16 protein-coding genes are annotated in these 22,645 nt (G+C 47.8%); 5 read left to right on the plus strand and 11 right to left on the minus strand.

The window, feature by feature from the left end:
- Window position 1 precedes the first annotated feature (1 nt).
- The 6 genes from T456_RS0116755 to T456_RS0116780 form a co-directional block, all read right to left on the minus strand.
- Entirely contained in the window at window positions 2–1,024 is a 1,023-nt protein-coding gene (locus tag T456_RS0116755; protein ID WP_024867161.1) for a LacI family DNA-binding transcriptional regulator, read from the minus strand.
- Between the two features lie 67 nt (window positions 1,025–1,091).
- Entirely contained in the window at window positions 1,092–2,432 is a 1,341-nt protein-coding gene (locus T456_RS0116760) for an MATE family efflux transporter (RefSeq protein ID WP_242836003.1), read from the minus strand.
- Between the two features lie 124 nt (window positions 2,433–2,556).
- A complete protein-coding gene (locus T456_RS21650; protein WP_024867163.1) occupies window positions 2,557–4,698 on the minus strand; it encodes a hypothetical protein in 2,142 nt (713 codons plus the stop codon).
- Window positions 4,699–4,886: 188 nt separating this feature from the next.
- Entirely contained in the window at window positions 4,887–5,750 is an 864-nt protein-coding gene (locus T456_RS21655) for an SseB family protein (protein WP_024867164.1), read from the minus strand.
- Window positions 5,751–5,866: 116 nt separating this feature from the next.
- Window positions 5,867–8,038 (minus strand): ATP-binding cassette domain-containing protein, encoded by a 2,172-nt coding sequence (locus T456_RS0116775; protein WP_024867165.1) that lies wholly within the window; start codon window positions 8,036–8,038, stop codon window positions 5,867–5,869.
- 38 nt (window positions 8,039–8,076) lie between these two features.
- Window positions 8,077–10,245 carry an NHLP family bacteriocin export ABC transporter peptidase/permease/ATPase subunit gene (locus T456_RS0116780; protein ID WP_024867166.1) on the minus strand — a complete coding sequence of 723 codons (2,169 nt, stop codon included), beginning with the start codon at window positions 10,243–10,245 and terminating at the stop codon, window positions 8,077–8,079.
- A gap of 157 nt (window positions 10,246–10,402) precedes the next feature.
- Between T456_RS0116780 and T456_RS0116785 the strand changes: the two genes are divergently transcribed.
- Entirely contained in the window at window positions 10,403–11,626 is a 1,224-nt protein-coding gene (locus T456_RS0116785) for a hypothetical protein (RefSeq protein ID WP_024867167.1), read from the plus strand.
- On the opposite strand, the gene T456_RS0116790 is transcribed toward T456_RS0116785, so the two are convergent.
- The gene (locus T456_RS0116790; RefSeq protein WP_024867168.1) at window positions 11,586–13,241 is read right to left on the minus strand and encodes a glycosidase; all 1,656 of its coding nucleotides are present in this window, start codon (window positions 13,239–13,241) and stop codon (window positions 11,586–11,588) included. The two genes, T456_RS0116785 and T456_RS0116790, sit on opposite strands and share 41 nt — an antisense overlap.
- A 17-nt stretch (window positions 13,242–13,258) precedes the next feature.
- Window positions 13,259–14,245 carry an adenylyl-sulfate kinase gene (locus T456_RS0116795; protein WP_024867169.1) on the minus strand — a complete coding sequence of 329 codons (987 nt, stop codon included), beginning with the start codon at window positions 14,243–14,245 and terminating at the stop codon, window positions 13,259–13,261.
- Window positions 14,246–14,361: 116 nt separating this feature from the next.
- On the opposite strand from T456_RS0116795, the gene T456_RS0116800 reads away from it, so the two are divergent.
- The 4 genes from T456_RS0116800 to T456_RS0116815 all read left to right on the plus strand — a co-directional run bounded on the left by T456_RS0116800 (window position 14,362) and on the right by T456_RS0116815 (window position 19,087).
- A complete protein-coding gene (locus tag T456_RS0116800) occupies window positions 14,362–15,378 on the plus strand; it encodes a LacI family DNA-binding transcriptional regulator (RefSeq protein ID WP_024867170.1) in 1,017 nt (338 codons plus the stop codon).
- 310 nt (window positions 15,379–15,688) lie between these two features.
- Complete coding sequence (locus T456_RS0116805) at window positions 15,689–17,035, plus strand: ABC transporter substrate-binding protein (protein ID WP_024867171.1); 1,347 nt, start codon at window positions 15,689–15,691, stop codon at window positions 17,033–17,035.
- Between the two features lie 91 nt (window positions 17,036–17,126).
- On the plus strand, window positions 17,127–18,218 hold the full coding sequence (locus tag T456_RS0116810) for a carbohydrate ABC transporter permease (RefSeq protein WP_051465046.1): 1,092 nt from the start codon (window positions 17,127–17,129) through the stop codon (window positions 18,216–18,218).
- A complete protein-coding gene (locus tag T456_RS0116815; protein WP_024867173.1) occupies window positions 18,218–19,087 on the plus strand; it encodes a carbohydrate ABC transporter permease in 870 nt (289 codons plus the stop codon). Before T456_RS0116810 ends, T456_RS0116815 begins: the two co-directional genes overlap by 1 nt.
- A gap of 200 nt (window positions 19,088–19,287) precedes the next feature.
- On the opposite strand, the gene ltrA is transcribed toward T456_RS0116815, so the two are convergent.
- The 3 genes from ltrA to T456_RS0116835 all read right to left on the minus strand — a co-directional run bounded on the left by ltrA (window position 19,288) and on the right by T456_RS0116835 (window position 22,645).
- Entirely contained in the window at window positions 19,288–20,682 is a 1,395-nt protein-coding gene (gene ltrA, locus T456_RS0116820; protein ID WP_024864751.1) for a group II intron reverse transcriptase/maturase, read from the minus strand.
- 617 nt (window positions 20,683–21,299) lie between these two features.
- On the minus strand, window positions 21,300–21,821 hold the full coding sequence (locus T456_RS0116830; RefSeq protein ID WP_024867174.1) for a peptidylprolyl isomerase: 522 nt from the start codon (window positions 21,819–21,821) through the stop codon (window positions 21,300–21,302).
- Window positions 21,822–21,871: 50 nt separating this feature from the next.
- Window positions 21,872–22,645 (minus strand): tetratricopeptide repeat protein, encoded by a 774-nt coding sequence (locus T456_RS0116835; RefSeq protein WP_024867175.1) that lies wholly within the window; start codon window positions 22,643–22,645, stop codon window positions 21,872–21,874.

The raw sequence follows: 22,645 nt of genomic DNA on the forward strand, positions 1-22,645 counted from the left end.
ATCAGCTAAGAGCCTTTACACTGTCTTTTTCTACAAGATGTCCCGTTATGATGTGGGTTCCCATTTTGATCTCTTCTCCGTTTAACAAGGATGCCAGATAGGAAACCGCCTTTTGTACCATGACGGGCATATCAACTTCATAGGTGGTAATCTCCACGTCGCAGGTTCCCGGGAAAATGAAATTATCGTACCCCACCACCGAGAAATCCTCGGGCACTTTGTAGCCCTCTTTTTCCAGTCTCTTAATCAGCACACCCGCCGTAAGATCGCAGTTGCAGACAAAAGCGGTGGGAAGTTCCAAAGGAAGCGGAAGCTTGTCAGATTCGAAGATGATGCCCGTCTTCTTATCTCTGTCCTCGATCTGCCAGTCGGGTCTTACCTGCATTCCGTGCTCCATCATGGACTTAACATATCCAAGATATCTGTCGGTAATGGAAGTGGTCTGAAGGAGCGAGCCCACAAAGGCAATGTCCCTGTGACCCTTCTCAAAGAGATAATTGGTCAGGTAATAGGAACCGTAGAAGCTGTCCGATATCACGGAGATACCGTCCCTTGATTCGTCGTTGAAATCCAGATATACAATGGGGATGTCACCTACAATCCCCTTAACAAAGTCGCAGTAATCCCTGGTAAACTCGCCCTGCACCACGAGAGCATCTATCTTGTTCTCTCTGAGCAGATTCGGAGCCACCAGATCTTTTTCCATGTCATGGGTAATGATCTCAAGAATTGTGTAATCCCCCAGGGTTCCCAGCTGCGATGTGAGCATCTGATACATCTGAAGGTAAAAAGAATTGTATTTGCTGAAGTGCTTGTCGTGAATGATGATGCCGATGTTGTGGCCCTTATTGTCACTTGAAGACGCAGCGGAGGGCTGTACGTATCCCATCTCATCCGCAAGCTTCATGATCTTGCGCCTGGTGCTCTCGCTGACACCCTTCTGTCCTGTCAGGGCCTTGGAGACCGTAACCACGCTCACCCCGACTTTTTCTGCAATATCCGCCATCTTGACTGTTTTCGCCATTTCTCATTCCCCACAAGAGTTGTTTTCGTTATTATACAACAGCTTCATCCGACGTCAAATAGAAAAGTTAGTTTCCTGCCCCAAAGCGCTCCCTCAGTTTCTTCATGATGAAAAGATACAGTATCAGCGCAAAGATTCCGGTGGTAAACCAGGCCAGCGCATCCCCCGCAACAGCCAGAGTGTAGCTCTGAAGCTTCATGGAGGTGAAGGCCGTTATCAGTCTTGCGATCAGCTCCATTATTCCCAGCGCCAGCGCGGTCTTACCAAAGCCGCAAGCCTGCATGGCGTTCCTGTAGATGAAGATCATGGCAAGAGGCAGATAGAACACAACGCACAGATACATATAGGTCCTGGCGTAGGGCAGATACTGAGCCACATCCACGTTGGCATCAAAGAACAGCCTTATTATATAGGGCAAAAGAGCTATCGCCAGCACTGCATTGATCAGCGAGTAAACTGCGGAGATCTTCATTGCATCTTTTGTCCCCTGATGTACTCTGTCCATGTCTCCGTAGCCGTAATTCTGGCCGCAGTAAGCCGCCATAGTCTGTCCGATGGAGGGCATTCCCGCCGTCATCAGGTTATTCACCTTGCCCGCCGCGGTAAAGCCGCCAACAGCTACCGAGCCGTAGATATTGATGGAGGCCTGCATCACCATGGTTCCGGAGGCTGTTATTCCAAACTGAAGCGCCATCGGGATACCGATATTGAGCTGTTTGGCGCTGTAGGATCCGTCCAGGCGCCAGTCACTTATTTTTGGCTTTAGCACGTCAACTTTTCTTATAATGTAGATCATGCAAAGGATCGCCGACACTCCCTGTGAAACATCGGTGGCAAGGGCCGCTCCGAAGGTGCCAAGCCCCAGCACGATGATAAATGTCAGATCAAGAACAATGTTCAAAAGAGCTGCGAATATCAGGAAGTACAGCGGTGTCTTACTGTTTCCGATGGCTCTTAGTGAGGCCGCAAGAAGGTTGTAGCCGATAAGAGCTATGCTCCCGGCGCAGATGGTGATTATGTAGGCGTAGGCGTCATCATAGATGTCCGCCGGAGTATTCATGAGTTTCAAAAGAGGATGCATCACCCGGAAAGCAATGATCGTTATGATCCCGGTGCTGATGATGCTAAGGAGTATTGCATTCACAAATGCCCTCCTGGTCCCTTCCATGTCTCCGGCACCGTAGCGCTGGCTGATAAGGACCGTGTAGCCGGTGGTCATTCCGTTGGCCAGGCCCATGATCATGAACATGATGGTTCCCGTGGAGCCCACCGCCGCCAGAGCATTGGCGCTGACATATCTGCCCACGATAACAGTATCCACCATGTTGTAAAACTGCTGGAAGACAAACCCCAGAAATATGGGAAGTACAAATTTGAGAATTATGGGGAGAGGATTCCCCTTAGTCATTTTTCCGTCCATAGAAGCTATCGTACCATATAAAGAGTGCGGGTGAAAGCCCGAAGGCCTGGAGTTTTTGGGATATGTTGATAAGGAGCTGTCCTTTTGGGAACAGCTCCTTTGTGGGTTTGGTTTATTTGGCAACTACTTTGGAACCCTTGTGTCTTGTGATTCCGCTGCTTCCTCCATTCTTGATCGTCTCTTTTATGAAGGTGTTCATAATGTCTTTGTATCCGGTCTTACCATCCTTGGCAAAATTCGAATCCAGGGATTCAAACTCATTGCCGTCATAGGTGATGGCCATGGAGTTTCCGTCCGCCGTCTTCATGATGAGCATGGTGATCGTTCCGGTCTTGATTGTTGTATATTCGTAATCCTCGGAATCAAGGAAGTCTTCAATATCTTCAACAGCCCCTTCCATGGCGTCTGCCGCAGCATCCATATCCATGGGAGCAGGTGCCTGCTCGCCCTCTTCCTCTGCAAACTGCTCTGCTGCCAGCATAGCTGCCGCTACAGGATCAAGGTCTGCGGATGCTTCTTCTGCGGGAACTTCTGCCGCTGCCACAGCTGCCATCACGGCATCCATATCCGAAGGTGCCTCTTCCGGTGCGGGGATTTCAGGCATTGGCTCTGCGGAGATTTCTTCCGTCGCGGGCATCTCGGGCATTGGCTCTGCAGAGATTTCTTCCATCGCGGGCATCTCAGGCATTGGCTCTGCAGGGATTTCTCCCATCGCAGGGATCTCTTCTGCAGGGGCTTCTGCTGCCGGCTCTGCGGGGATCTCGGGTGCTGCCTCAAGGGCGTCTACTTCAGCATTGAGGATCGCATCCAGGTTCTCTGCAGGTGACTCTACAGGTGCTTCAGCAGGCTCTGCGGGGATTTCTTCCATTGCAGGGATCTCAGGCATAGGCTCTGCAGGGATTTCTTCCATTGCAGGGATTTCTTCTGCAGGGGCTTCTGCTGCCGGCTCTGCGGGAATCTCCGCAGCTGCAGCCTCTGCTGCCGCTGCATCTGCCATCATTGCTGCCATTACAGGATCTATATCTGCAGGTGCTTCCTCTGCGGGTACCGCAGGAATTTCTTCCATCGCAGGCATTTCCGGAGCTGCCTCTGCAGGTGCCTCTTCTGCTGCTGCCATTGCGGCCATCATCGCATCCATATCTACAGGTGCTTCTTCTGCCGGTGCTGCTTCTGCGGGCGCTGCCTCAGCTGCTGCCGCCGCATCTGCCATCATCGCCGCCATAACAGGATCTATATCTGCAGGTGCCTCTTCTGCCGGTGCCTCTGCAGGTGCCGCCTCAGCTGCTGCCATTGCAGCCATCATTGCGTCCATATCAACTGGCGCTTCCTCTGCAGGAGCTTCTGGTGCAGCCTCTTCCGCCGGTGCTGCTTCTGCAGGTGCCGCCTCTGCTGCTGCCATTGCAGCCATCATTGCATCCATATCTACTGGTGCTTCCTCTGCAGGAGCTTCTGGTGCAGGCTCTTCTGCCGATGCCGTTTCTGCAGGTGCCGCCTCTGCTGCTGCCATCGCTGCCATCATTGCGTCCATATCTACCGGCGCTTCCTCTGCGGGAGCTTCTGGTGCAGCCTCTTCTGCCGGTGCCGTTTCTGCAGGTGCCACCTCAGCTGCCGCCATCGCTGCCATCATTGCATTCATATCTACTGGCGCTTCCTCTGCAGGTGCTTCTGGCGCAGGCTCTTCCGCAGGTGCTTCTGCAGGTGCCGCCTCTGCTGCTGCCATCGCTGCCATCATTGCGTCCATATCAACTGGCGCTTCCTCTGCAGGTGCTTCTGGTGCAGGCTCTTCCGCCGGTGCTGCTTCTGTTGCTGCCATTGCAGCCATCATTGCATCCACATCGGTAGCTGTCTCAGCTGCTGCCATTGCAGCCATCATCGCATCCACATCTACAGGCGCTGCTTCCTCCGCAGGAGCTTCTGGTGCGGGCTCCGCGGGCGTTGCCTCAGTTGCTGCCATTGCGGCCATAGCCGCAGCCATAGCATCTGCTTCAGCAGCCTCTGCGGGGCTTTGTTCTGCCGTCTCCGCAGGCGCACCTTCTGCTGTGGTAGCAGCAAGAATGTCATCAAGATTAGGTATATCAGCTATAGGCTCAGGTTCCGCAGCTTTCTTGCGTGTGCGTTTGGGCTTGGGAGCCTCCTCAGCAGGGGGATCTGCCTGACCTCCCTCAGCTGCTGCCATAGCCGCAAGCAAATCATCCACATTCGCAGTGGAAAGATCCTGTCCGTTAAGCATATCCTGGGTACTCATGCCATCCATGCTGATTCTCCTTTCAAAGAGCAAAGCTCGTTTTTCAATCCACATGTACAAAAAGCGTCTATTTATATTATCGTTTATTTCTTTAGTAAATTACAGTAAATTTTCTATAAACTAAGGCTTTTCATATTCATTTTTTCCCAAACGATGAATATGAAAAGCCTTAATTTCAAATACATTCATTTACATTTCTAGTCGATGCCCTTCATGCCTTCGATCATGCCTAGCATGTTATTGTCTACGATGTACTCATTGGTGAATGCGTTGACCACAATACCTGAGAGTTTCCGCTCGTTGTTTTTTGCCAGTTTTACGGCATCCATGAAGCTTCTCTCAATTTTGGCAAAATTCTTGCCATATTCTCCCATCTCCTCTGCAGTTGAGAAAACCGGAAGGTAGAATTTATCCTCATCTTGAAGGATATCCGGGAAAAGAGTCAGCGAATCATTACCGGATTCTCCGGGAACCGCAAGGCAGGGAACCCATACATTGCTATTTCTAAGAATCTTCATGAGTTTCAGGGCATTGAGGTCTGTGTTGTTTCTGCAGCAGATTTCCACAGCTCTGGACAGAAATGATCCATCAGCCAAAAGTTCTTTTGTTATAGGATCCTCAGGAACAGAATATTCAACGCCGTCGTCAGACTCCAGGATTAACCGGATCAGCTCTCGGGAAAGCATGAAAGCATCGTCACTCCAGGGATTGACAATGAAGCCCCTTGCCTCTGATGCTTCAACACATGCCTTGAGGGCAGCATCAATGAAGTGCGATATTGCCTGGCTTGGCTGACCTTTCTCAAATTCCTTCTGTGATGTGAACACTACATTCCAGATATTTCCGTCATTGGTATTGAGGCCTCTGAAGGAGTATGTCATTTCATCGCCTGCTTTGGTGACTACCGGAATTACGAAATGTCCGTCAGCGTACATTCTGGCCCTGATGCTCTCAAGGACAGTTATAAGGTTATCGTTGCTCTGATCCTTATGGAATGTAGAAATAGCCTGCTCAATGATCTCATTGCCTTCAAGAAACGGATCCCTTACTTCCTTATTCATAATTACTCTCTCCCCTATCATTGTTTCACACACATTCACTCAGTTCTGCGATTTTTTTCCTTTGCTTTCAAATCCGTTGAAAAGATATATTCCAAGAATAGCATTTCTGTTCCACCTCACAGCTGCTGCCGTTCCACCAGCTCATAGAAGTATCCTTTCTTATCGATCAGATCCTGATATTTGCCCTCTTCAATGATCCGGCCGCTGTCCATAACCAGTATCCTGTCGCAGTTCTTAATGGTGGAAAGCCTGTGGGCGATAACGATCCTTGTGCACTTAAGTCCGTCCAGAGCCTCGGAAATCTGCCTCTGGGTGATATTGTCAAGAGCACTGGTGGCCTCGTCAAAGATCAGTATCCTGGGCTTGGAAGCCACTGCCCTGGCTATAAGAAGCCTTTGCTTCTGGCCTCCGGAGATTCCTCCCTGGCCTTCGGCGATGATGGTGTGCATTCCCATGGGCATAGCGCGAATGTCATCCGCGATTCCCGCCATCTCGGCCGCTTCCCAGGCTTCCTCCTGAGTCAGCTTCTCGGAAGCAATTGCTATGTTGTGGAAGATATCTCCAAAGAACAGCTTGCCGTCCTGGATTACCGAACCGATCTTGCGCCTCAAGGACTTAAGGTCAATCCTCTCTATATCCTTACCGTCATAGAAAACCACACCCTTATTGGGTTTCTCGAATCCCAGAAGGAGCCTTACCAGAGTGGACTTGCCGCATCCTGTCTTGCCGACGATGGCAACGTACTCCCCGGCCCTGATCTTAAGATTGAAGTTCTCAAGAATATAGGGATCCTGCTCGTTGTATCTAAAGTACACGCCGCCCAGTTCAATGCTGCCGTTCAGCCTTGTCACGATATCCTTTTTAAGTGTCTTCTCAGGCTCTGTCTTGAGGATTGGTTCCGCCATATCAAGTACCGGCTTGATCCTTGCCACCGACAGGGATGTTGAAGACAGCTGCGAAAATGCCGCAAACAGCGCAGCATAAGCTATATTGAACGCAAAGTATTCCGATGGAGCAACACCTGATTTAATTGCTATCTCATATAGCACAACGGTTCCTATCAGCGAAACCGCTGTATTCAGCACGCCGCTTATCTTAAGGAAAAACGGCGGATTATACGCCAGTGCCGCACCCTCTGCGTACTGGTTTGCCCACTTTGCGAAGATCCTCTTCTCCGCTCCCGCAAGTTTTATCTTCTGAATGCCGTTGATCATCGCATAGCTAAGGCCGTTCTCTTTAGCAAGAAGCTCCATTCTCTGCCTGGTAATCCTCATCTGCATAAGAGTCGCGATCACAGACAGGAAAAGACTCAGCACAATGATCACCACAGACGGGATAACCAGCATCGGTGCGTATCTCATGATCTGGAAAACATATATCAGGGAAGCAATGGCAGACAATCCCAGGGAAAAGACATCCTCAATAATTATCTGACATATCGAGTTGATGCTTCCGGACCTGCTGGAAAGTTCACCTGCGCTGAACTGCCTGAAGAAAGGCGCCGGCAAAGTAAGAATCCTCTGCATTACCGCCTGCTCCACAGGAATCGTAACCTTCCACTTTACCCGCATGGACACCGCCGTAGCAAAGGCCTGAATAAATCCCGACAAAACGATGGTAACCATGATGGTAACTGCCATAACACCAAACAGCGTAATATTCGAATCCCTGATGACCGTTCCCGTCATGGTCTCTGCAGCCATTGGAAGAATCATGGAAATTGCCGCAGCCACAAGCACTGCCACAGCGTAGTACAGATAATCGTAGTAGGAAAGTCTGTCCTTCATAAAGCTGATAAGATCGGAGATCCCAAGCTTTTTCAGCGCCAGCGGCTCATAGAACGCCACCGCCTGCTCCTCGAACAGATCAGCATTCTTCTTGTTTACCGTTGTCTTTTTTCCGGTAGCCGGATCATAGAAGTAGTACCTTGCAAATCCCATCGGGAAAAGACATATCGGGGAGTGGTCAGCCTTGAGAAAGCAGATGATCGGGCCAAAGCAGTCCGTGTACCATCCATCCTTCAGCGAAATGACAGCCTTCATCATGCCCACTGAGCTTGCCGCATATTCTATCTGCTCCAGGGGATCCTTGATATTCCCGGGTATCTCAACGGAAGGATAATGATAGTACATGAAAACATCTTCAATGGCATTGCGCACACTGAATCTCTTGTTCCGGGTTTTCATCCTCTCCCCAAGCACCTTGTGGGCAATCTTGTCGTAGGACTCCCGGTACAGCTCTTCGTCTCTTCTTTTTCTAAGTCTTATCTGTTCGTCAAACCAGCCCAATTTCAACGCTCCTGTACTGTATGATTAATCAATGGCCGTCAGTCGTTGCTGACCAATGCTTTGTAATATCCGTCATTCTCAATAAGCTGCTCGTGAGTTCCGCGCTCAACTATCTCTCCCTTATCAAGAACTATGATCTCGTCGCAGTCCCTGATGGTGGAGAGCCTGTGGGCAATAATTATAAGAGTGATACCCCTGTCCTTGATGGCATTAACCACCTCATACTCAGTCTTGGCATCCAGAGCGCTGGTGGCCTCATCCAGGATAACGATGGAAGGATCCATGGCAAGAACCCTTGCAATCTCAAGTCTCTGTCTCTGGCCTCCCGACAGGTCTTTTCCACCCTCGGTAATCCTGTACTGATATCCGCCGGGCTTAAGGATAATGTCATCGTGAATCCTGGCATCCCTTGCCGCAAGGATCATCTCAAAGTTCTCGATGGATTCATCCCACATTTTGATATTGTTCTCTATGGTGTCCTCAAACAGGATAATATCCTGGTCCACCACTGCCACAGACCCGGTAAAGGCGCTTCTGTCTATCTCGGGGATGGACTTGCCATCAAAAAGGATCTCGCCGCTCCAGGGCTTGTAAAGTCCTGAAATAAGCTTGGAGACAGTGGATTTTCCGCATCCGCTTCCGCCAACGATGGCGACTCTTTTCCCCTGGGTCAGTTCCATATTGAAATCCTTGATAAAAGGCTTATCAAGTCTTGAATATCCGAAGGTAAGGTTCTTCACCTGAATATTACCGGAGAGCTTCTCAAAGACATGGCTGTCATCATCGCCTCTGTCTGCATATTCATCGGTCTTGTACTGCATTACATCCTCAACCCTCTCCATCTCGGTGCGCATCTCAAGAATGGTCTGCCCCGCATTGGTCAGGGTTGTGGCAGGCCCCATGAAAGACTGGAGGATCCCCTGGAAGGCCGTGATCATACCAACCGAGAAGTTCCCGTTCAGGGCAAAAAAGACACCGCCGATGAGGATGGCATAGTTGGCCATGTTGGAAACCATCTGGGGTATCGCCTCCAGGTAGGTGTTCTTTCGCATGAACTCTACCTCTTTTTCATCAACAGCAGCCTTGGTGGCAACCCAGTTTTCAAAAAAGCCGTTCTCAGCGCCGCTGGCCTTGATGGTCTCGATCATGCTGATCCCGGACAGAGTCTGAGTGGCGAGCTTACCCTGCTCGATCATCATTCCTCTGGTGACATTTATTCTGTGATCTGAGATTATCTTGGAAATCACAAGGTTAATGATAACGGTTGAAATGCCAAGGATTGTAAGAGGCACCGAATATCTCACAAGAACCACCAGGTAAAACACCATCATTCCGGTATTCAGACACAGAGGTGCGAAGGTGTTGACGATGACCCCTGCTATTTCCTCATTGGTGGAATGTCTCATAAGGATATCTCCGGACATTCTCTGGGAAAAGAACTCCATAGGGAGCCTGAGTATCTTCCACATGAAAGACGTGCTTCCGTTGATGGCCAGTTTTCCGCCGATCTTAAGGGAATATACCGCGGAGATCCAGGACACGGCTATCTGCAAAATCGCCAGCCCCGTCAGTAAAACTATGAACCCATCAGCCTCATTTGCGGCTGTCCCCGTCAGAAGCTTATCCATAAAGTACTCGGACATTTTGGGATTTATAATTGTGAAGGCATAGGAAAACAGCGTGATGAGCACGGTAAATATCACCGCAGCCCTGGCATCCTTAAGTCTCCTGCCTGCAAATTCGAGGACACTCTTTCTCTTGCCGCCGGGTTCAAAGTTCTCGGTAGGCTCAAAGGTCAGTGCTATTCCGGTGAACCCTTTCTCGAACTCCTTAATGGGAATGGAAACGCTTCCTCTGGAGGGATCATTTATGTAGGCCTTCTGTCCCTTGAATCCGCACAGCACTATGAAGTGGTTATACTCCCAATGCACGATACAGGGAAAAGTGCACTCTTTTCTGAGGCTTTCCATATCCATGCGGTAGCCTGCTGCCTGCATGCCATAGTTTCTGGCTGCCTTCAGTATATTTTTTGCATTGGAGCCATCCCTGGAAACGCCGCAGTCAAGGCGCACCTGTTCAAGGGCAATCCACTTGCCGTAGTAAGCAAGTATCATGTCCAGGCAGGCAGCTCCGCACTCAAGGGCCTCCATCTGCATTACAACGGGAACTTTTGCAGCTCCGCTAGTCAACGGTTTTTTGTTTGCCATGTCTCACCTTTCGAATGGACCAAAATAGAATATATATGAAAATTATACCATCTGAAATCGCTATTTTGTATGGTTGCTGACGCTAAAGCACACCTTGTTTTTTAAAAAAGTTTCATATACTATATTATTTGCTATTAATAAGAAGAGGGAATGGAAAATGTGGAATTATATTAAAGGTCTTTTTCTCAGCGGAAGCTTTGGCAAAAAGTTTCACGCAGCGTTTGTTGGAATAGCGGGAGCACTGGTGTTTCTCGGGGCTCTGATCGGTATCGGCGGAGGTTCCTGGATAATCGGTTTCTTTGTAGGCTCAGTACTTTACAGCAAATATGAAGAAAAATACAAGAAAACTCTTGAAGATATATCTCATGTCCCTTACTGGGGCAATCAGTTCGGACGCCGGAACACCATCAACCTTCTGAAAGACGAAGAATTTCACCCTTATGTTTTAAGAGACGGTAAAGTCTGCAGACATCTTAAGGTCAGCGAAAGCGGCCGCTGGTTCTATGTGGCCGGTCATTATTATCCCCTGTATCTTGTAAGAGGCTTTGACTATGCCAGGGGAGAGCTTATGATGATAGACGGAACAAGGCTCACTGAACAGAACTGGCTCAAGAACAACGCCATCAGGCATGCTCTTGTGGACCTTTTAAAAGCCAACAGGCTCTACGAAGTTGGAATGAGAAAGTCACTTCTTGACAGCATCACTACCCGCGCTTTCAACTCCGTTTGGAAGGGAAGCTATGAAGAGCTTGCAAAAGCTGACTGGGACCAGATCCGCTATGAATGGGAAAAAGCGGTATCAATGGAAGCCGAGGATACCCTGGAGCGAAGCAAGGCAAACAAGCTTAAGGAAGCTTTAAGACTCCCTGATTATGCGCTGAACTCACTCCACAGCAGAACTCTCACTGATAAAGAAATAGATATTATAAGTAAAGCAATTCAGGACAAAAAGATAAAGCATATTGATGGCTGGTTTGTTCAGGAAGATTATAAAGATGACATGTGCGTCGGAAACGGTGCCCGTCTTCTTTCAGCACTAGGTCCCATTGAGAATGAGGAAGCCTTAAACTTCCTCTTTGACTGCACAAGAGATATCCAAAAGCCCTATTTTACCGAAGCTGTAAATGCTCTTTTGAAATATCCCAGACATGTGCTTATTAAAGAGATTGAGAAACGTGTAGCAATAGCCCATGAAACAGGCGATGTTCTGTGGGGCGCAGGCCTTATCTATCTCTCCGGCCAGTTTGGTTATGAAATAAGTTTAAGCCGGCAAAGCCATGAGCAGATCGCTCAAAGCCCTGCCAGCTCAAATTTCTACGATGAGCCGCAGCCCTATGCAGCTAGTCAAGCTTATAGCTATAGTCCGAAAAATCAGCCTTAAGCTGAGCTTTGTGTCCATCCTTCTCCCAAAGGAAGGTCATTACCGTGCCCTCAAGGCTTACGGTGAAGTTGGAATCAAAGCCAAATGCAGGATTGGTGTTCCTGTATCTTAGGAGCTTAAGCTGCTCCTTCACTACTTCTTTTCCAAGAGCTTCTTCGATCTGAGGCAGAGTAAGGTTGGTCCTGTTGATCTCCTTATGGCCGCCTGCACCGGCGCGCTTTACTGCCTCATGGTCGTTCTTTCCTGCGAACAGATCAAGATACCATATCTGAGGCTTTCCGGGCATGAACATCTGGATTGCCCTTGCAAAGAGCATCTTTTTGTCATCCTCACCAAGAGCGCTGTAATAGGTTGCATTTACCTGGTAATACATATTCTTGGCGCCGTGAAGATCCTTGACATATCCGCCTCTTCCGACAATGATGTCAATCATCTTCTGGATATCCTCCTCGGGAAGGAGTCCCTTAAGGTCCAAAAGCGGGATTCCGTCGTGGCAGCCCAGCATGTTTACAACGCGGATTTTCTTGTCGTATACCTCTTTTGCCCAGTCATAAAGAAGCTTTCCGTCCTTGCTCTCTATGGCATAGATAAGAAGACCGGGCAGGAAGAAGTCATAGGTCATGTAGCCTTTGTCTGCCACTGTTTCATATATCTTTTCCCCGTAGCTTGCGTGGATCTCGGGAAGAAGTGATACTCCGAATTCATCAGCCAGCTTTTTAACCCTCTCAAGTACATCCCAGGTATCGGGCTCGTTTAAGAAGTTCTTTTTGCCGGGTTCCTTGGGAGCATAGGCAAAAGCATCAAGTCTTACAATCCTTGCGCCGTACCCTGAGAGGCTCTTTAAGGTATTTCTGTAATGCTCCCAGACAAGCTCTGACTTGATATTAAGATCCATCTGTCCAAGGTAGCGTCTTCCGGATTCAAGAAGGTCAACCGCTGCGTCCCTGTATTTCTCAAAGCCTGTAAAATCTATCTCTGAAGGCTTTTTGCCCTCATCAAGCTCACTTTTAATGCGCTCGGAAAGCTTCTGTGCTGTCAGATACTGAATGTTCATCCTGTCCATGAGATCCTGAACATCGGGTCTCTTGTACTGAACCTCCTGATAGAAGGTATTCCAGTAGGGAACGTCCTTTCCATCTGGCATTCTGACCATAAGAATGGGAAGCCCGGGCTTTCTGAAGAACATATCCTTGATGTACTCTTCCCTTGGCTGGATGTAGCCCTCGGGGGTCATCTCACCGCAGCCCTCCCAGAATTTGTTCCAATTGATGAAGAAATCCTTATACTTTGAATTCTCACCGTTCTTAAGAAGATCCTGGAACTGAGGAGAAAGAACCGACGCATGATTTAAGATAAAATCAAGCTTAAGGTCAATTCCCAGATCGGCTAATTTATCGATATCTCCGGGGGCAGCCATCTGCTCATTGATGCTGTAGTCTATTACGGAAAAACCTCTGTCCAGATCGGTATTGAAGATGCTGGGAAGGATGTAAAAAGACCGGAACACATCCTTAAACTCTTCTTTGGAAAGAACAGCAAGGATATCCGACATGGTTCCGCCCATGCTGTCCGGATAAGCGTTGAGCATAGGTCCGTTATTTGTAATATTACTCATATTTCTTCCTTTCTGAATCAGATATCCGCAGCCATGATCTTCTTAAACTCATCGTAGCTGATAATATCTCCCGCTTTAGAAACAATGATCTTAGCCTTGTGAGCCTGATCCACAAGCTTGGCCTGCTCAATCTCAAGAACCATTGTAGTGAAGGGGCTGTCAAGCTTGCCGTCTCTGTTTCTTGATCTTCTGTGCTCAAGTGTCTCCTGCGGTGTGCTGTTCAAAAGAACAGGGATATCAACCTGAGTCATGTAATCGCTGTTACCATGGGTCCACTCTACAATAAGAACCTGCTTATTAGAAAGATCAACAAGGTCATACCAGAGGGAAGCCTCGTCTCTGCCCATTCTCTTAAGATAGAGTGCATCCGCTCCATCCTTGAAGGCTTTCATTATATTATCAACTTCTTCGAAATCAGTTTCTTTGGGAGTTCCGAGATAATTCTTAAGAGCTTCTTTTCCTGCCTCAAGATAGCTTGTGAACCATGTGTCAGTCTCTGCATGTGCCTTGTCTGCATCGGTTTCAGCCTTCTGCCACTCTCTGATCTTAGCTACATTTTCAGGATTCATGACACCGGCGTCAGCCATAGCCCTCATGCCTGCAACTCTGAAAGTATGAAGCCTTTCAGCATCATTGTACATGGGAATTCTGTGGGGATAATTGTCTCCGGACATGGTGTAGCTGCCTATTCCTGCCTGTTCCAGCATATATGACAGAAGTGACGCAATTTCAGATTTACCAACACCGGATCCTCCGCAAACCGCTACTACAGCGCGGCCGTATGGATTAGCCTCCATTTTAGCCGTAAGCTCTTTTACCAGTTCTGGGAAAATTGTTCTTGCCTTGGCGATGTGGCTCTGTCCGATCTCAATCTTATCTCCCGGCATATCACCGTGAGGAATATCCTCGGGAATAGTCAAATCCGCTGCAATTTCTGATGCATGTGTTAGTTTTTCTTTGACGTCAGAAACATTGATCGTTATTCTGTTGTACTTAGTGTTCATTTTTCCTCATTCCTTTTCAAAAAAAATCGAATACTTTGACAACATGTATTCGACCGTGTTATTTTGTGAACAAGATACAATAACTTTTTTTCGTTGTAAAGTCCCAAAATCAAAACATGATAACTATCAAAGAAATCGCCAGGCAACTGAATATGAGTACCACAACGGTTTCAAATGTTATCCATGGAAAGGCCGGGGAGGTGTCCGAGGACACCAAGAAAAAAGTGGAGGAGTTTTTGAAAAAAGTGGATTACGTACCGAATATAAGTGCCCGTAATCTCGCCCAGAACGAATCCAAGATCATCGGCCTTGCGCTGAAGGCCCGTGCCGACAAGTACGAGAACCTTATCATGGATCCATTTGTATCCGTTCTTATTGGTGGCGTGGAAGAGACCATCCGCAGCGCCGGTTACTTTATGATGCTTTATATCTCAAAGGATACCGACGAGATCATGCGGCATGTCTCCACCTGGAATGTGGACGGACTTATCCTCTTCGGAATGCTGGATGATGACGGCATCCGGGTCAGTGAGAAGTACAAGAAGCCCATCGTATGTATAGACACCTATTCTCTCGAGGGCCTCAAGCACTTTACCAATGTCGGACTTGATGATGAGCAGGGTGCTTATGAAATGGCCTCCTACCTCATCTCCCAGGGCCACAAAAGGATCGCATTCCTGTCCGATAACACCAAGGGCGTCGACCTTGCAAGACTCAACGGATTTAAAAAGGCTCTTAAAGATAACAAGCTGAAATTCAAAAGTACGGACTTTTTGCAGATAAGACCAAGGTCCGAGGAGATAGAGGAAAGTCTTGAGAAGATATGCCAAAGAGCTTCCGAGTTCACCGCCATCATGTGCGTATCGGATCTTTATGCGGTAACTCTCATGTCCGCTCTTTCCGACAGAGGCATTTCCGTTCCCGGGGACATCTCGGTCGTTGGCTTCGACGACAATATGCTGGGTCAGCTTCACCGCCCGGCCCTCACAACAGTCCATCAGGATGTAAAGGCCAAAGGTGTAACCGCAGCAGATACGCTTCTTAAACAGCTCTCCGGGGTAAAGACTCCGAACCAGATAAAACTGCCCACAAGGCTTGTGATTCGTGACACTGTCAAAAATATAAACAGTTAACACAGGTTATCGTTGTGTAGATTGACCAACTTATGCTTACGCGCATAAGTTGGTCTTTTTTACGTTTTATCATAATTTTTAGAAATGTTTTATTGATTTTTAACACTTAAGTGTAAACGATTAAGTCCGCTTACCGCCTGACTTTAGGCTTATTTAAGCAGTTTTGCAAGATAATTTTTATGGTTTTTTGCTTGAATTTTAGCCGTGTATGTGATATCGTGAATTTAGCGTACAACTTATGCGCAAAAGTAACTGTGAAAAAGTTACTTTATATGGCAGAATGCACAAAAGTGCAAAAGGAGGGTAAAAAATGAAAAAGAAACTGATGTCATTAGTTCTTGCAGGCTCTATGGTTCTTTCACTTGCAGCTTGCGGTACTACAGGAACAACCGACACAACTGACACCGCTGAGGCTCCCGCAGCTGAGACTCAGGCAGAGGCTACAGAGCCCGCTGCTACTGAGGAAGCAGCTCCTGCAGCAGAAGCTACAGGCGACCTTGGAGAGGTTCGTCTTCTCAACGGTAAGCCCGAGATCAACGACCAGATGCAGGCTCTTGCAGCTAAGTATCAGGAAGAGACAGGAAATGTTCTCGTTGTTGAGACAATCGGTGGTGACACAAACGCATCTGACGAGCTTAAGAAAATGTATCAGGCTGACAACATGCCTGACATCTTCGTAATCGAAGCTAACCAGGCAGCTAACTGGGACGGCATGCTTGCTGATCTTTCCGGTGAGGACTGGACAAACAAGACAGGTTTCGAACTTGTAGATGCAAACATGGGAACAATCGGATTCCCTTACACAGTAGAGGCTACAGCTCTTGGTTACAACGCTGACCTTCTTAAGGCCGCAGGCGTTGATCCCGCATCTCTTACATCACCTGCCGCATGGAAAGAGGCTTGCGAGACTCTTGATTCCAAGAAAGATGAGCTTGGCATCACAGCTGTATTCGGATGGTGCGCAGAGCCCACAAACCTTGGCTGGTCTTCAGGAACACACGTATTCGCTCAGTACCTTGACGCAGGTCTTAAGGCTGATGACACAACATACATCGACCTTCTTAACGACGGCGGCAAGATCGACGAAGCAAGAATGAAGAACTTCGCTGATTTCGTAGGCATGATGAACCAGTATTCAGATCCTGCCCTTCTTATTGACGGAACCTATGATACACAGGTTCAGGGATTCAAGGATGGCAAGTATGTATTCATCACACAGGGTAACTGGTGTGTAACATCACCTGACGACGTAAGCTTTGAGTGCGGATTTGCTCCTTATGCATTTGAGGACGGAATCAACACAATCATCGCTGGTCCCCCTTCATATTGGGTAGCATACTCAAACGGCAACGTTGAGGGCGCTAAGGCATTCTTCAACTGGTGCGCAGGCGATTCTGCTCAGAACATTCTTGTTAATGATGCAGGCCTTGTTTCTCCTTTCGATGATTGCCAGTACGAGGCAGTTAACCCCTTCTACAAGAGCATGAACAGCTACATCACAGCAGGCAACTACTCAGGATGGCACACAATGCTTAAGAAGGACGGCCTTCAGAACCAGACATGTAACGTATTCGCTGATTACGCTAAGGGCAAGCTTGATGCAGACGGATTTGTATCAACAATGGCTCAGGTAATCTCCAGCTACTACGCTCAGTAATAATGAACATGCGGGCAGGGCGTGCTATGTGCCCTGCCTGTTTTTTCATAAAAAACCATTTAAACTATTTAATCTGAAAGGGGGATTACAAATGGGTACTTTTTCAATAGGCCGAAAAGTCGCATCCTTTGGCAGCCTGATCCTGGGCGCAGTGCTTGCGATCGCCGGACTTGCCTTATCCATTACCAAAGCAGGCGATCTAATCCTGGGAACCATGCCCGGTAGCGGAACGCCTATCATTCTGGGACGAGGCGTAATGTTCGTATGCGGAATTCTTTTGTTCATATTAGGCCTGTATCTTTTCCCAACATTTAAACATCATCGCACTATCATCAACATCATCTTCCTGTTCCCGCTTCTCTTTGCATTTGCGGTAACAGTGATCATTCCTCTGGTTCTTGGTATCGGATATTCCTTTACCGACTGGAACGGAATCACCATGAAGGGTGTGGTAGGATTTGCCAACTACGCCAGAATGTTCAGACAGCCGTCTTTCCTTTGGTCAATACTGCTGACATTCCTCTTTGTGGTTTTCAACATGATTCTCGTAAATCTTGTTGCTTTCCTTCTGGCTCTGCTTTGCACCTCAAGGATCAAGGGCCTTGGATTCTTCAGAGCAGCTTACTTCCTCCCCAACCTTATCGGAGGAATCGTACTTGGTTACATCTGGCAGTTCATTTTCAGTAATGTTGTCACAAAGTTTACCGGTACCTACTCAATGCTTTCGGATACAAAGACAGCGTTCATTGCTATCATCATCGTATACATCTGGCAGTATGCAGGTTACATCATGCTGATCTACATCACCGGTCTTAACACAATCCCCGGTGACGTACTTGAGGCATCTGCCATCGACGGTGCGAACAAGCTTCAGACTCTTTTCAATATCAAGCTTCCCATGATCGCACCTACAATTACGATCTGTACATTCCTTACACTTACATCAGCCTTCAAACAGTTCGATGTAAACCTTGCTCTTACAAACGGTAAGGGCTCAGTACAGTTCCTTGGTGAGTACATCGCCAACGGTACCGAGATGCTTGCACTTAACATCTACGGCACAGCTGTTGTAAATAACGACTACGCCCTTGGCCAGGCAAAGGCAGTTCTTTTCTTCATCATCCTGGCAATTGTATCTATCATGCAGGTACGTATTTCTAATAAGAGGGAGGTGGAACTGTAATGCATACCAAAGAAAAAGCTTCTTCAGTAGTGATCAGAATGATCATAGCAGTTATCGTTGCAGCATACGTTTTGTTCCCGTTCTTCCTGCTTGTTATCAACTCGGGAAAAGAGACATCGGATATCACTTCCAATCCCGTAAGCTTCAACGGTATGAGTTTCGGCCAGTTCAAGTTCAATGTTCATGAGGTTATCAACGACCCCAACTTCCTGTTCTGGCGTTCCTTCGGTTACTCGGCACTTATCACTATCCTGTCCCTTGTGCTCCTTGCACTGTTCGGAGCAATGGCAGCATGGGTTATCTGCCGTAACAAGACCGCATGGTCAACAGTTATCTACTTCACCTTCATCGCATCAATGATCATTCCTTTCCAGGTAGTTATGCTTCCGCTTATTTCTACCTTCCGTGATGTAGGTAAGTTCATCGGATTCCCGATGCTCCAGTCAGTACCCGGTATCGTGTTCGCATACCTGGGATTCGGCGGAGCCATGACGGTATTCATTCTTGTAGGTTTCATCAAGGGTGTTCCCTTTGACCTCGAGGAAGCTGCTTCAATCGACGGATGTTCTCCTGAGCAGACCTTCTTCCAGATCATCTTCCCTCTGCTGACACCTGTAATCACAACAGTTACAATCCTTAACGGAATGTGGATCTGGAACGACTACCTTCTGCCTTCAATGATGCTTGGTCAGAACGGTAAGGTAATGACAATTCCCATTGCCATCCAGAAGTTCGTTGGATCTTACGTAAAGCGTTGGGACAGAATTCTTCCCGCTGCGCTGCTTGCCATCATTCCTATGATCATCATCTTCCTCATTGCACAGAAGCAGATCATGGAAGGTATGATCGAAGGTGCAGTGAAAGGCTGAGAGAACTTGCTGAGGTTTTGCCGAAGCTAGTTCGAACGTGTTCTGGCGAACGCGAAGCGTGAGAGCAGAACTTCCTTACGCGCAAAGCGCGAGAGCAGAACTTCCTTGCGAATATACATATAAACATAAATCAAGTAGGAGGCGGTGACTAGCCGCCGTCCTCTCACAGCACCGTACGTACCGTTCGGTATACGGCGCTTTCAATAGTTGACGTGCACAGACTGATAGGCTGTGGCTAAATCATAAAAGCCACTGTTTATCAGTCTTTCTTTTGTCATTGCCATATTTACTGCAACAGTATGCGACGTGAACCAGTGACCTCTTCGGCTGTTACCAGCCCGCCATGCTAAGTCCTCGGGCACGCCCATCTTAATCAGATTACGTACCTTTGTCTTTGGTTTCTTCCATTGTTTCCATATACACATACGTATTCTGTGATAGAGCCATCCGTTGATGTCATCGACGTTCCACTTAATGCTTGCAATACCGTAGTAGTTGAGCCATCCTCTAGCATATACCTTGATTTTCTCAAGGCTAGGCTTGATAGACTGCACAGACTTACGGGAAGATAAATCTTTCAGTTTTGACTTGAACTTCTTCCATGACTTTGGATGAACTCTGACAAAAATGCCACTTCCGTTCCTTCCCAATGCAAAGCCAAGGAATTTAAAATTTCGGATTGCAAACACACTAACAGTACGGCTTTTTTCCCGATTCACCGTGAGTTTCATGTTCTCTTCGAGATATCTCGTACTGCTTTCCAAGAGTCTTTCAGACGCCCTTTTGCTTCTAGCTAGGAGCACGATGTCATCTGCATATCTAATGCAAGGAACACCCCTCTTTAGAAACTCTTGGTCGAACTCATTGAGGTAGATGTTCGCAAGAAGCGGTGATAGATTACCACCTTGTGGCGAGCCTTCCTCTGTGTCAATGACCACTCCATTTTCCATTACGCCACTCTTTAGATAGCGTTTAATGAGCTGCACCACACGCTCATCCTTTACATTCTTCCGCAGAAGATTTATAAGGATTTCGTGATTTAAGGTATCGAAATACTTGGATAAATCAAGAACCACAGCAAATGTGTAGCCTTGCTCTGCGTACTCTTTGACCTTTCGTATTGCTCCTTTTGCATCTCTGTTTGGACGGTAACCATAGCTTCCATCCGCAAACTGTGGCTCGTAGATCGGCATAAGCTGTTGGGCTATTGCCTGCTGGAGTATACGGTCTATCACTGTTGGTATGCCAAGCTTTCGCACACCACCATCTGGTTTTGGAATCTCAACTCGCCTGACTGGCGACGGAGTGTACTTCCCCCGATATATACGGTCAGTTAGCTCCTGCTGATGTTCCTTAAGATAGGGAAGTGCATCTTCGATGGTCATGCCATCAATCCCTGGCGCTCCCTTGTTTGCCTTCACTCTCTTATACGCTCTGTTTAAGTTGTCTTTATACAGTATCGCTTCCAAGAGTCTCGGCTGTGCACTGTCTCTTTCTTTCCATATCCGATTGAATGACCTACGCGCTTTCGCATACCCTTCATGTTCCGCATTATCTCTTTGCGAACAGCCATTGTTTTCAATGTTTTCTGCCATAAATGGTCATTCCTCCTTTCTCGGTCATACTTAAGACTCCTACTGATTCGGTCCTTCGGTCAGCATGTCCATGTTTCCATGTCCATATCCCTACTATGACCTCTGCTGACTTCTGCATGTTCAGCACCGCCTCGTTTCCTTGTACGGTGGTTACTCCTTTCAGAGCATTTCACGCAGACCTCCCTAGGTACCACACGTTTCTTCCTCTCCATCCATCTGCCTCATTTATCATGCATGATTCCGTGTAGTTATTGGGCTTCGACTTGTGATGCAGCCTTACCCTCATGCATAACCTCATATGAGATTTCTGTACGTCAGACCAGAGATTTGCCCGTGGGTTAGTATGTTCCCCACATCCAGCTTCCTTCAGATTCCACCTCGCGGCGGACACCCTTGCCTTCGGCTATATCCTTCCCACTACCGGGCGGATTCGGGACTTTAACCCGTTAGAAACGTGCGCCGCTAGGCGCACACCCATATAAAAGCCCCCGGAGCTTAGTTCCGGGGGCTTTTGCCATGCATTTAGAACTTATTTATGTCATAAGGAAGTTCTGCTCTCGTGCCAAAGCACTCGCCAGAACAACGTTCGAACCAGATTCGAAAGAACCTCATCAGTTTCAAACAGTTTCAGGTTCGGGATAATCAACACCGAAGGTCTCAACGGTAACTGTCTTCATTACCTGAGGAGTTACGGGGCGATCGTCCCAGTCTGTCTGCGTCTCAGCAATGGCGTTAACCACTTCAAGTCCCTCAATTACCTTACCGAATGCAGCATAGTCGCCGTCAAGGTGAGGTGAAGTCTTGTGCATGATAAAGAACTGTGAACCTGCTGAGTTGGGCATCATTGAACGTGCCATGGAAAGAACTCCCTCAGTGTGCTTAAGGTCATTCTTAAAGCCGTTGCTTGAGAACTCACCCTTAATGCCGTAGCCTGGGCCGCCCATACCGCTGCCCTCGGGATCTCCACCCTGAAGCATGAATCCGCGGATTACTCTGTGGAAGATAAGTCCGTCATAGAAATGCTTGTTGATAAGTGAGATAAAGTTGTTTACAGTGTTGGGTGCAATCTCGGGATAAAGCTCAGCCTTCATCACATCTCCGTTTTCCATTGTGATTGTTACTATTGGATTCTGTGCCATTTTAATTCCTCCGTTTTATCTATATATTTATTTGCTATAAATATCTGCTTTTACCAGGGACTGTTATTGTAGTCGGATCCGTATCCTCCCTCTTCTTCTCCGCCGGGAGATCCTCCTATATAATCGCCCCATTTCTCCATGGTGTCGCGCTGGTCCTTTCTGTCTTCAAGAGCATTCTTCTTGTTCTCTTCCAGTTCCTTCTGTACCTTCTTCTCCTTGTCGGAAGGCTTGGAATCTTCGCTTGATCCGTCATCGGAATCGCTGCTGTTGCCCTGATCCTGCTGCTCCTGGCTGTTGTTGTTCTGATCGGGATTCTTGAGCTTTTCTATCATCCTGTCTATATCTTCCTTGAGCTGTTGTGCATCAGCATCGTGCCCCGGCTCACCTTCATCGGTGGCACAGCCCTTCTCAAGAAGAATATCTCTTGCTTTATAGAGTATAAACAGCGCCGTGTCTATCTTTTCCTGACTTGTCAGGTTGTTGAAATCGATGGTATTGCAAAGGGAAAGAGCAAGGTTGACTCTTATATCACACTCCTTTTCCTCTGTGGGGTGCTGCTTAAGTGCCTCGGTATACTGGCCTACCGCCGCATTGTAATCACCCTGCTTGAAGGCGGCATTTCCAAGGTTGTAGTAGGGAATATAGCTCTCGGGGAAATTGTACTTAAGAAGAGAGGACTCCTCCTCGGTCTTGTATTCACCCTTGTTGTAAGCACTTACGAAGGACATGTTCGTTCCAAGTCTCACCGCCTGATAAATGCCCAGCAAAAGAAGTATCAGTCCCACTAATGCATAAAAGTACATTCTAAGAGGTATTTTTTTCAT

This window comes from Butyrivibrio sp. FCS014, assembly GCF_000526935.1.
In the GTDB taxonomy this organism is placed as follows: Bacteria; Bacillota; Clostridia; order Lachnospirales; family Lachnospiraceae; genus Butyrivibrio.